Origin of the sequence: Cupriavidus sp. WGlv3 (genome assembly GCF_023952475.1) — a bacterium.
In the GTDB taxonomy this organism is placed as follows: domain Bacteria; phylum Pseudomonadota; class Gammaproteobacteria; order Burkholderiales; family Burkholderiaceae; genus Cupriavidus; species Cupriavidus phytorum.
In genome coordinates this window covers 227215-239149 of sequence record NZ_JALHRX010000011.1, presented here as the reverse complement: position 1 = coordinate 239149, position 11935 = coordinate 227215, and the positions used below count along the sequence as shown (strand labels likewise).

Genomic DNA, 11935 nt, shown 5'->3' with positions numbered 1-11935 from the left:
ACCGATGCGCGGCAGCCATTGCCAGCCCATGCCGGCGCCGGCCTGGCGCTGCGCGACGCGGATCCAGCGGCTGCTGCGGTCGTCGGCGCGATCGCCGCGCTGCCAGGGGAAGCGCACACGGATCTGTCCGCGCGGGCTGGCGTGGTGTTCGGCATGGCCGTCCGGCTGCGTCTGCCCGTCGGGGCCGACCACGATTGCGGTGTGGGCGCCAAGCGGGGTGGAGTGACTATAGAGACGCGGACAATCACCGTCCAGCACGGCGGCGCGCCATGGGCGGCGCGCATCGAAGGCACGAAAGAGCGCCGCATAGCCGTGTTCCCGTGCGGCCGTCCGCAGGGATTCGGTCGGAATCAGGCGCTCGGCGGCGTCGTCGAAGAAGCTGTTCATCAGGCCGACGGTGGTTGCCACGGCATCCGGAGCCGGCGGCGGCGTGTCGAAGCACAACGCCGCTTCCAGCGGTCCCATCCGGTCGGCAAGCGCGGCACGTGTTTCCACCGCGAGGTTGTTGATGCCGCAGTGTTCGACTGCATCGAGCAGCAGCGGATACCCCGCGGTATCGTCCGGTTGTGACGGCAGGTGTGGGCAGCCGGTCACGGTCAAGCGGTTGCCACTACGCAATGAGCGCACCGAGGCGCTGCCGGTGAACACCAGTGCGCGGACTTCGATAGCTTCCATTACCTGTTCGGCGACGCGCTGCGCGCTGCCCGTGTCCGGCGCCAGCGACAGGCTGACCGACAAGTAAGGATCGGGACTGATGGCACGGCCTGGAAATACGCCGTAGCGCGCGGGCGCGTGACCACGAATCGCGCGCTTGGCTTCGGGGTCCCACGCGCTCACTGCCACGCCGCCGACCGAGGCACGCGTCTCACAGATCAACTGCTGGATGGCATCAGCCGATTCCTGGCTATGCGCGCGGTGGTAGCGGATGCCGCCACCGGCTGCGGATTCGGGATCTTCCGGCAATTGCGCGCTGTCGGCAAAGATCACCACGGCATGGCCGAAGGGTGCTTCGTCGTGTTCCATCATGGTATATCCGAGACCGGCTTCGGCCAGCAGGCGCGACAAGAATTGGTAGTCGGTCTCGCGGAATTGCGCGATGTGGTCGCGTTCACCGAACGCGGCGATGCGGGCTTCGGCTCCGGCGGCGTAACGCCAGTGCGCATACGGCGCATAGTCCTGAAGAACGCCTTCGATGATGCTGTCGAGCGTGCGGCTCTGGAACACCTGACTGTGACGCTGCTGCGTGGTCAGCCACAGCCACGGCACCACGGTCAGGCGGTAGCGCGTCAGGCTGCCGTCGGCGCCGAGCCTCTCGGCTTGCCGGATCAGGCCAGTGCGGCGTGACTGGCCACCGCCTGCGAGCGTGGTCAGCAGCGTTACGCGCTGGCCCATCAAACTGTCCAGCGCGATATCGGCATTGGCGCTGACTGTAACGATGCGCCATTCGAACAGCGCTGAGATGGCTTCGCGGCCGACCCAGGCTTCGACGGCCAGTTCCTTTACCGGAGAATCACCGTCCAACGCGTACAGGCGATGGCGCGATGAAAAGAGGTGCTGATAGAGCGTGGCAAGGTCCATTTCCGATGCCACCCGGGGCAGAGCGATCGCCGCCGGGCAGGCATTTCAATCTGCCGCGAAAGCTTGCGGAAATCCATCGGAAATATCGCAAATGATATTTATAACGACCTATATCAAATTTCGAAAAGAATCATGCTCTCTTCTGCGGGGTGCTCCAAATCAGAAAAAAAGCCGCTCCAAGAGCGGCTTCCCCTTGACGCAAGCGGACACCCAGCCCGCTCAGGCATCAATCATCCAACAGCGACAAATCCCTCACCGCGCCCTTGTCCGCCGACATCACCAGCTTGGCATACGCCTTCAGCGCCGCCGACACCTTGCGCGGGCGCGGCTTGGCTGGTTTCCAGCCCTTGGCGTTCTGCGCTTCGCGGCGGCGTGCCAGTTCCTCGTCGGACACCAGCACATTGATCGTGCGGTTGGGGATGTCGATGCGGATCTTGTCGCCGTCTTGCACCAGGCCGATGGCGCCGCCGGCCGCGGCTTCGGGCGAGCAGTGGCCGATGGACAGGCCCGAGGTGCCGCCGGAGAAGCGGCCGTCGGTCAGCAGTGCGCAGGCCTTGCCCAGCCCCTTGGACTTGATGTAGCTGGTCGGGTAGAGCATTTCCTGCATGCCGGGGCCGCCCTTCGGGCCTTCGTAGCGCACGATCACCACGTCGCCGGCCTTGACCTTGTCGTTGAGGATGTTCTCGACCGCTTCGTCCTGCGATTCGGTGACGTGGGCGGTGCCCTCGAACACCAAAATGCTCTCGTCGACGCCGGCGGTCTTCACCACGCAGCCGTCGAGTGCGATGTTGCCGGTCAGCACCGCCAGGCCGCCTTCCTTGGAGAAGGCGTGCTCGTAGGAGCGGATGCAGCCTTCGGCGCGGTCCAGGTCCAGGCTGGGCCAGCGCGTGTTCTGGCTGAATGCGACCTGGGTCGGGATGCCGGCCGGGCCGGCCAGGTAGAACTGCCTGACGGCCTCGTCCTCGGTGCGGGTGATGTCCCACTGCGCCAGCGCGTCCTTCAGCGTGGGCGCGTGCACGGTCGGCACGTCAGTGTGCAGCTTGCCGGCGCGCTCCAGTTCGCCCAGGATGGCCATGATGCCGCCGGCGCGATGCACGTCCTCGATGTGGTACTTGTTGGTGTTGGGCGCGACCTTGCACAGCTGCGGCACCACGCGCGACAGGCGGTCGATGTCGGTCATGTCGAAGTCGATTTCCGCTTCGCGCGCAATCGCCAGCAGGTGCAGGATGGTGTTGGTCGAGCCGCCCATGGCGATGTCCAGCGTCATGGCGTTCTCGAACGCCTTGAAGCCGACCGCGCGCGGCAGCACGCGCGCGTCTTCCTGTTCGTAGTACTGGCGCGCCAGTTCGACGATGCGGCGGCCGGCGCGCTTGAACAGTTGCTCGCGGTCCGCGTGCGTGGCCACCACGGTGCCGTTGCCCGGCAGCGACAGGCCCAGCGCCTCGGTCAGGCAGTTCATGGAGTTGGCGGTGAACATGCCCGAGCACGAGCCACAGGTCGGGCAGGCGGAACGCTCCACCTCGGCCACGTCGGCGTCGGAATACGCGCTGTCGGCGGCAATCACCATGGCGTCGACCAGGTCCAGCTTCTTGAACTCCATGGCCTTGGTGACGGGGTTGGCCAGGCGCGTCTTGCCGGCTTCCATCGGCCCGCCCGAGACGAAGATCACCGGAATGTTCAGGCGCATCGCGGCCATCAGCATGCCGGGGGTAATCTTGTCGCAGTTGGAGATGCACACCATGGCATCGGCGCAGTGCGCGTTGACCATGTATTCGACCGAGTCGGCAATGATGTCGCGGCTGGGCAGCGAATAGAGCATGCCGTCATGGCCCATGGCGATGCCGTCGTCGACCGCGATGGTGTTGAACTCCTTGGCCACGCCGCCCGCGGCCTCGATCTCGCGCGCGACCAGTTGGCCCAGGTCCTTCAGGTGCACGTGCCCCGGCACGAACTGCGTGAAGGAGTTGACCACGGCGATGATGGGCTTGGAGAAATCTTCGTCTTTCATGCCGGTGGCGCGCCACAGCGAGCGCGCCCCCGCCATGTTGCGGCCGGCGGTGGAGGTTTTGGAACGGTATGTGGGCATGGTCTTGCTTTAGAAGTATCGCGGTAGGAAGCGGGCCGCGGGAATAAGGGCCCTGGCATGCCCGTGCGAACAACCTCTTGAGCTGCGCCGTGGGCAAAGCCGCGATTATCCCACAGCCGGCGCGGCAGGCGCTTCCCCCACCGCACGGCACGCGCCGCCCGCCAGGTCGGCCGCAATGTTCGGGCGGCCACCATGGGAGCGCGCCATCGGCCGCCGATACCCTTGCGCGATTGCCGTTTCGGGGAAATGCTTGCGCTTATCACCTGCGCGGAGCAACGTCATGGACACTTCAAGCGAACTGCAAGCCACCGTGGACGCCCTGGCACAGCCGGGCAAGGGCCTGTTGGCCGCCGACGAGAGCGGCCCGACCATCGCCAAGCGCTTCGAGCGCATCGGCGTGGAATCGAGCGAAGAGAACCGGCGCGCGTGGCGTAACCTGCTCCTGGGAACGCCGGGGCTGGGCGACTACATCAGCGGCGTGATCCTCTACGAGGAAACGCTGGGCCAGAAAGCCGACGATGGCACGCCGCTGCCGGAGCTGGCCGCGCGCCAGGGCATCGTGCCCGGCATCAAGGTAGACAAGGGCAAGCTTGCGCTCGCGCTCGCTCCCGGCGACGAGATCACCGAGGGCCTCGACGGGCTGGGCAAGCGGCTGGCCGGCTACCGGCAACAGGGCGCGCGTTTTGCCAAGTGGCGCGCGGTCTACAACGTGTCCGACACCCTCCCCGGCCGCGCCGCCGTGCAGGCCAACGCCGAAGCGCTGGCCCGCTACGCCGCGATCTGCCAGCAGGCCGGCGTGGTGCCGATCGTCGAGCCCGAAGTGCTGATGGACGGCGGCCACTCCATGGCCCGTTGCGCCGAGGTGACCGAGGCCGTGCTGCATGAAGTCTTCCACGCGCTGCACCGCTACGGGGTCGCGCTCGAACACATGCTGCTCAAGCCCAGCATGGTGCTGCCCGGCAAGGACGCCGGCCACGCGCCACCGTCTGAGGTCGCGATGCAGACCGTGCAGGTACTCAAGCGCACCGTGCCCGCGGCGGTGCCGGGCATCTTCTTCCTGTCCGGCGGACAGACTCCCAGCGAAGCCACCGCCAACCTCGACGCCATGAACCGCCTGGCGCCGCTGCCGTGGCGACTGTCCTTCTCCTATGGGCGCGCGCTGCAGGAACCGCCGCTGCTGGCCTGGCGCGGCGACGCTACCAACGCCGCGCAGGCGCAACAGGCGCTGCTGCTGCGGTCCCGGCTGAATGGCATGGCTTGCCTGGGGAAATATGAGGCGGCACTGGAGGGCGCCGGCGGGTAACTGCGCATGCCGACAGACTGACCCGGTTTGCCGCCGCCCCTCACGCCTGCTACAGCGTAGGCGTGAGGGACGGTGCACGGCGGTGCCAGGTCAGTTGCTCGAATGCGGACGCCATCGCCACCAGTGCTGCATCGCTGCCGGCCCGGCCCAGCCAGGACACGCCCGCCGGCACGCCGGCGGCGGTCATGCCCATCGGCACGCTGAGCTCTGGCATGCCGGCGGCGCTGGCCAGATGCATCGCGGCCAGCGGCTGCTCGGCCCGGCAATGGTAGCTGGCATCGGCCATGTCGAAGCGTGGCGAGGCGGGGCACGCGAGCGTCGGGAACACCAGCGCATCGAGGCCGTGTGCCAGCAAGTGCTGGCTGAGCACGCCACGCCAGCGTCGCGCCGCGGCAACGCCGGCTGCGGGCGGCTGGTCTCGTGTCGCGAGCGCGTGGCGCAGCGCTGCCAGGGTGCGCGGGTTGACCGCGAACGCGCCGGCGTCGGCCCTGGCTTCCATGCGCATGAGCAGTTCGGCGGCGCTGTGCGGCGCCGCTGCAGCCGCCTGCGCCAGATACTGGTCAAGCGCGCGCACCGATTCAACCCGCGTGATCTCGCCGAGCAGGTCGGTGTACAGCGTCAGCGCGCCGGCGGGCAGGTGCACGGGAAAGGCGCGGGCGCCTGCGGCCTGTATCACCGCGGTCGCGGCATCGAACATCGCGTCGATCTCGTCGTTGCCACCAGCGAAAGCCGCCACGATGCCGAGCCTGCGGCCGGCCAGCGTCCGCGGCTGGGCGCCAAAGCCGTGCCCCGGTGCCAGCACGGCCATCACCAGCGCCACGTCGGCCGCGCTGCGGGCGAGCGGCCCGATGGTATCGAACGACGGCGCCAGCGGCAGCACCCCGGCGCAGTCGAGCAGGCCATGGGTTGGACGCAGGCCCGCCAGCCCATGCACGCAGGCCGGCCCGCGCACCGAGCCGAACGAGTCGGTGCCGAGCCCGAACGCGGCGAGGCTGGCCGCTACCGCCGCGCCGGTGCCGCTGCTGGAACCGCTGGCATTGCGCGACAGGCGGTACGGGTTCAGCGTCAGCCCGTTCGCCGAACTGTAGCCAAAGCGGCCGTTGGACGCCGCCAGCTCCGACATATTGGACTTGGCCAGCACGATCGCGCCGGCTGCACGCAGCCGCGCCACGCACGCGGCATCGGCGCGCGGGTAAGCCTGGCGCAGCGCCGCGCAACCCGCCGTGGTCGGCATGCCGGCCACATCGATATTGTCCTTGACCACCATCGGTATGCCATGCAGCGCACCGCGGGGCCCGCGTGTGCGCAGTTCCTCGTCAAGCAGGCGCGCTTCGTCCATCGCCGCGGGATTCACGCGGCTGATGGCGTTGATGCAGGGGCCGGCCTGGTCGAAGCTGGCGATGCGGGCGAGACCGGATGCAACCAGCGCCTGGGCGGAGGTTGTGCCGGTGCGCATGGCCCCGGCGAGGTCGCTCAGTGAAGCCTCGAACGGATCAAGGCGGGCAGGCAGGGCAGGAGAAAGAGAGGACATCGGCATCGCTGGCGATCCATGGGATGCATGCATATTGGCCAACCCGCGCCGCTTGGGCAATGGAAGTTTCATTGCACGTTCTTTCCATATCGGAATGAATCGATGACAATGCCCACAGCCTTCGTCACTGCACCGCCCATGAAAAGCACCACCGGACGCCACCTGCCCGCGCTGGCGAACCTGATCGCGCTCGAAACCACGGCACGCACCGGCAGCGTCACCGGCGCGGCCGAGGAGCTGTGCCTGACCCAGAGCGCGGTAAGCAAGCAGATTACCGAGCTGGAGGCATTTCTTGGTGCGCGCATGCTGAACCGCCGCAAAGGCGCGGTGGCGCCGACACCCGCCGGCGAGGAATACCTCAGGAGCGTGCGCAAGGCGCTGGCCTTGCTCGAGGAAGCGACGCTGGAGGTGCAGTCCGGCCGCGCCGCGGGCGGCAGGCTCAACCTGTCGGTGCCGGTGTCGCTGGGCAATATCTGGCTGCTGCCGCGCCTGCTCAAGTTTGCCAAGGAACAGCCACAGATCCAGATCAACGTCACCACCAAGGTCGGCCCGGTCGACCTGGAAAGCACCGGGCTCGATGCCGCCATCATGTATTGCGGCGGGCCGCCGCCGCGCCACTTCGCGCTGAAGGTCATGCCGCTGGAGCTCTACCCGGTGTGCGCGCCCGAGCTGCTGCCGGGCGGCGGCACGCTGGCCAGGGCGCTCAAGCGCATGCCCTTGCTGCACCAGATCGCCGCGCTGGAAGCGTGGCCGGCCTACCTGCAGCAGAGGGGGATACGGCTGGCGCATCCCGACGATGGCCCGCGCTACGGCCTGCTCACCATGGGCCTGCAGGCTGCAGTAAGCGGCATGGGCATCGCCCTGCTGCCCGACTACGTGACCAGCGAGGACATCAAGGCGGGACGACTGCTGCGCCTGGCCAACGAGCCCTACGTGTCACCCAAGGCTTACTACTTCATCTGCCTCGAAGAGAAGCGCGACAACCCTGCGATGCGGACCTTTATCGCTTGGCTGCAGCAGCAAAGCGCAGGCGAGCGCCAGGCGCCGTAGGCGACCGCGTCAGCGCGCCGCGCCTGCGCGCACCAGCGTGGACGTGACGAAGCGCCCCGGGCGGCTGTTGACCGGCATGCCGTCGCGCAGCGTGGCCTGCCCGGCGACAAACACATGGCAAACGCCGGTCGCGGGCCGCCGCGGGTCGTCGAAGGTGGCACGGTCCTGGATCGTGGCCGGATCGAACACGGTGATATCCGCGACATGGCCCGCCCGCAACTCGCCGCGCCGCTCCAGCCCGAAGCGCTGCGCGGGCATGCCGGTCATCTTGTGCACCGCGCGCTCCAGCGGAAACAAGCCCAGGTCGCGTGAATACAGCCCCAGCACGCGCGGAAACGTGCCCCACAGCCGGGGGTGCGGGGTTTCGTCAGAAGGGATGCCGTCGGAGCCGATCATGGTGTCCGGATAGGACAGGATGTCGCGCACATCGGCCTCATCCATGATGAAGTACACGGCGCCGCCGGGCACCAGCGCCTGCGCCACCTCGAGACGCGATTGGCCCCACTCCTGCGCCAGGTCTTCCAAGTAGCGCCCGGCGGCTTCCGGGTGCCGCGCCGACCAGGTGACGAGTATGCGGTCGCATTGCGTGACCCGCTCGGGCCGCAGCATGGTCGACGACGCCGCGTACGGATAGCAGTCCAGGCACAGCGGCATGGTCCGGGCCAGCGTGCGCACCTGCGCCAGCGTGTCGCGGCTGCGGCCGTGATTCTGCTTGCCCACCAGCTTGTGGTGCGAGATCACTGTCGACACGCCCAGCGCCTTGCCGATGCGCGCGGTCTCGTCGATCGCCTCGGCGATCTTGTCGCCCTCGTCGCGGATATGCGAAACCAGCACGCCGCCGAGCCGCTGCATCGGCTCGCACATGCGCACGACTTCTTCCTCGGGCGCCGCCGCCGAAGGCGGATAGAAGGTGCCGGTCGACACCCCGATCGCCCCTTGCAGCAAGGCGTCTTCCACGTCCCGCCGCATCCGTTCGATCTCCGCGTCGCTGGCGGCCACGCCAAGCTGCGACAGGTGCCGCGCGCGCAGCGTCGACTGCCCCACCAGCACCGCCACATTGACCGCCGCGGGGTTGGCCGCGAACGACTCGCGGTACGCTCGCACCGATTCGAAGCGGTAGCCGCCACGCATGATGTCGAGCGGCGCCGGCGGAATGCTGTCGGTGACCAGCGGAAACAGGCTGATACCGCAGTTGCCGGCGATGATGGTGGTCACACCCTGCGTCACCTTGGGCAGCATCTCGGGCGCCTGGAACACCATCCAGTCGTCATGCGTATGGGTGTCGATAAAGCCGGGCGCCACGATCAGTCCGGTGGCATCCACCTCGGTGCCGGCACGCGCCGGGCCGAGGTCGCCGATCGCGGCGATCTCGCCGTTGCGCACGCCCAGGTCGGCCGTGCGGCGCGGTGCGCCGGTGCCATCGATCAGGTCGCCGTTGCGGATAATCAGGTCATATTGCGTAGGCATGGTGCTTGGATTTCCCTCGGTTCAGTCGACCTTGGCGCCGCTCTTGCGGACCAATTCGCCAAACTTGGCGGTTTCAGATGTGATCAGCGCCTGGAAGTCGCGCGGGCTGCCGCCGAGCGGATCGAACGACAGCTTGTCCAGTTGCGCCCGGAATGCCGGCTCGCGGATCAGCGCGTTGACTTCGCGGTTCAGCCGTTCGATGACCTCGGCGGGCGTGCCCGGCGCCGCGACCAATCCGGCCCACGCGGTCAGTTCGTAGCCCGTCAGGCCGGCCTCGGCCATGGTCGGCAAGTCGGGGAAGTGCGGCGAGCGCTGACTTGACGTGACCGCCAGCGCGCGCACGCGCCTCGCCGTGACATAGGGCCCGATCGACGGAACGTTGTCGAACATCAGCTGCACGTTGTTGCCAACCAGGTCCTGCAGCGCAGGCGTGCTGCCCTTGTATGGCACGTGGGTGACATCCAGGTTGGCCATTACCTTGAACAGCTCCCCACCCAGGTGGCTGGTGGTGCCGTTGCCGGCCGAGCCCATCGACAGCTTGCCGGGGTTGGCGCGCGCATAAGTAATCAGTTCCTGCACCGACCTGGCCGGGAGCGAAGGATTGACGGCGAGGATATTGAAGGTCGTGACCAGTCCGACGATCGGGACCAGCTTGCCGGGGTCGTAGGGCAGCTTGCTGTACAGGAAGCGGTTGGTGGCTAGCGTGGCGTTGTTGCCATAGCCGATGGTGTAGCCGTCCGCTGGGGCCGCCACCAGCGCCTGCATGCCGATATTGCCTCCGGCCCCGGGCCGGTTCTCGACGACCACCGACTGGCCCAGGCGCCGCGACAGCCCCTCGCCGAACAAGCGCGCGACGATGTCGGGGGCGCCGCCCGGCGCGGTCGGCACGATCAGGCGCACCGGCTTCTCCGGCCACGCCGCCACTGCCGCGCCTGGCATCCCGGCGATGATGCCGACGACACCGATTGCCCCTGCCGCCAGGGCCTGTACCGCTAGTCTTTTCATCTGCTGTCTCCTCATGTGGTGGTCTTTGTGTGATCGAGTATCAGCGAGGCCCCGGGCACGGCCTAGTGAAGTTTTGTGGGCGATTATTTCCGTGACGGAATGCATCGCCCCGCACCGGGCGATATCCCTTGCGCATTGCACGACATTGCGCCTGGCCGCAGATGCTTTTAATATGGCAAGCCATCATCCATCACCGAGGTACTCGTCATGCGCCATTGATGCCGCCGTCTTCATGACGGCCAGTCTCCCACCTACCCCCGATGAGCAGGGGGAGTTCCTGGCATCTTTGGAATCGACACATGACGCAACCCTGTCTCACGCTGGAAGGCGTGTCTTACGTTCTGCCCGACGGCAGGACGCTTTTCTCCGATCTCAGCGAGCAGTTCGACCAGCGTGCCACCGGCCTGGTCGGGCGCAATGGCGCCGGCAAGACGGTGCTGGCGCGCATGCTGGCCGGGCAAGTGCAGCCGACCAGCGGGCGCTGTACGCGCTCCGGCGGCGTGTACTACCTCGCCCAGCAGATATCGCCTGCGCCGGGCGCTACGGTGGCAGGCCTGGCCGGTGTGCAGGCCACCATCGATGCGCTCGAACGCATCGAGGCGGGCAGCAGCGCGCCCGAGGATTTCGACGCCGTGGGCGAGCGCTGGGATGTACGCCTGCGGCTGCAGGACGAACTGGCGCGCAATGGCCTGGACCATCTCGATGCCGCGACGCCTGCCAGCGCGCTCAGCGGTGGCGAAGCCATGCGCGTCACGCTGATCGGCGCATTGTTGTCGGATGCCGATTTCCTGATCCTGGACGAGCCCAGCAATCACCTCGACCGGCCGAACCGGCAGGCGCTGCTCGCGCAGCTGCAGCGTTGGCCGCGCGGGCTGCTGGTGGTAAGCCATGACCGGCAACTGCTCGACGCCATGGCGCGCATCGTAGCGTTGTCTTCGCTGGGACTTCGCAGCTATGGGGGCAACTACACCTTCTACGCCCAATGCACGGAGCGCGAGCGGCAGAACGCGATCCAGCAACTGGAACAACGCAAGCTCGAACGCCGGCGCGAAGAGCAGTCCCTGCGCGAGCAACGCGAACGCCTGGAGCGGCGCCAGGCACGTGGCAACCGGCATGCACAAGAGGCCAACCAGGCCAGGATCCTGCTCGGCCGACAGAAGGAACGCAGCGAAAGCTCGGCCGGCAAGCTGCGCCAGCAGCATGCCGAGACCCGGCTGGAACTGGCCGAGCGCGTGCGCGAGGCCGCGCAGCGGGTCGGGCACGACCAGGCCATCGTGGTGCACGACTTGCCGGTTGCCCTGACTTCGCAGCGACGTGTCGCCGAACTGGAAGCCGTGGAACTGCCCTTTGTCCGCAGTGCCACGCGCCAGCTCAACCTCACGTTGACGGGGCAGCAGCGCGTGGGCGTGGTCGGCCCCAACGGCAGCGGCAAGTCGACCTTGCTCAAGGTGCTCGCGCGCCAGCTGCAGCCCCTGGCCGGGACATGCAGGCTTCCGGTGCAAGGCATCTACCTGGACCAGCGGCTGGCCAACCTGGATCCGCGGCGTACCGTGCTGGAACAGATGCTGGCGGCCAACCCGACGGCTGGCGAAGGCGATCTGCGCACGCGCCTTGCGCACCTTGGGCTGGATAGCGGGAAGATTGCCGTGCCCGGCGGCTCGCTCAGCGGCGGCGAGCGGCTCAAGGCGGCGCTGGCCTGCGTGCTCTATGCCGATCCACCGCCGCAGCTGCTATTGCTGGATGAGCCCAGCAACCACCTCGACCTGCCTTCGGTACAGGCACTGGAAGCCATGTTGCGCGGCTATCGGGGCGCGTTGGTGGTCGTGTCGCACGACGATGCCTTCATGAACAACCTTGGCCTGACGGATCGGCTGGAGGCGACGGAACAAGGCTGGCGGACCGCGCCGTGGTGATG

Annotated in this window: 8 protein-coding genes; 3 read left to right on the top strand and 5 right to left on the bottom strand. The window is 67.7% G+C overall.

Annotation, left to right across the window (positions count from 1 at the left end):
* On the bottom strand, positions 1-1578 hold a 1578-nt coding region (locus MKD38_RS19430; RefSeq protein ID WP_252679055.1), incomplete at its 3' end, for a type VI secretion system Vgr family protein.
* 226 nt (positions 1579-1804) lie between these two features.
* A complete protein-coding gene (gene ilvD, locus MKD38_RS19425) occupies positions 1805-3664 on the bottom strand; it encodes a dihydroxy-acid dehydratase (RefSeq protein WP_115682310.1) in 1860 nt (619 codons plus the stop codon).
* 280 nt (positions 3665-3944) lie between these two features.
* Between ilvD and MKD38_RS19420 the strand changes: the two genes are divergently transcribed.
* On the top strand, positions 3945-4967 hold the full coding sequence (locus MKD38_RS19420) for a class I fructose-bisphosphate aldolase (protein WP_252679053.1): 1023 nt from the start codon (positions 3945-3947) through the stop codon (positions 4965-4967).
* Positions 4968-5016: 49 nt separating this feature from the next.
* On the opposite strand, the gene MKD38_RS19415 is transcribed toward MKD38_RS19420, so the two are convergent.
* Positions 5017-6423, bottom strand: coding sequence for an amidase (locus tag MKD38_RS19415; protein WP_252679050.1), 1407 nt, complete (start codon positions 6421-6423; stop codon positions 5017-5019).
* Positions 6424-6636: 213 nt separating this feature from the next.
* On the opposite strand from MKD38_RS19415, the gene MKD38_RS19410 reads away from it, so the two are divergent.
* Positions 6637-7548: a LysR substrate-binding domain-containing protein gene (locus MKD38_RS19410; RefSeq protein WP_252679047.1), complete on the top strand. Its 912-nt coding sequence runs from the start codon at positions 6637-6639 to the stop codon at positions 7546-7548.
* Between the two features lie 9 nt (positions 7549-7557).
* Here MKD38_RS19410 and MKD38_RS19405 read toward each other — a convergent pair whose 3' ends face one another.
* Both MKD38_RS19405 and MKD38_RS19400 read right to left on the bottom strand, forming a co-directional pair.
* Positions 7558-9015 (bottom strand): N-acyl-D-amino-acid deacylase family protein, encoded by a 1458-nt coding sequence (locus MKD38_RS19405; protein WP_252679045.1) that lies wholly within the window; start codon positions 9013-9015, stop codon positions 7558-7560.
* A 21-nt stretch (positions 9016-9036) separates the two neighbouring features.
* The gene (locus MKD38_RS19400) at positions 9037-10020 is read right to left on the bottom strand and encodes a Bug family tripartite tricarboxylate transporter substrate binding protein (RefSeq protein WP_252679044.1); all 984 of its coding nucleotides are present in this window, start codon (positions 10018-10020) and stop codon (positions 9037-9039) included.
* A gap of 299 nt (positions 10021-10319) precedes the next feature.
* Between MKD38_RS19400 and MKD38_RS19395 the strand changes: the two genes are divergently transcribed.
* On the top strand, positions 10320-11933 hold the full coding sequence (locus tag MKD38_RS19395; RefSeq protein ID WP_252679042.1) for an ABC-F family ATP-binding cassette domain-containing protein: 1614 nt from the start codon (positions 10320-10322) through the stop codon (positions 11931-11933).
* Positions 11934-11935 lie beyond the last annotated feature (2 nt).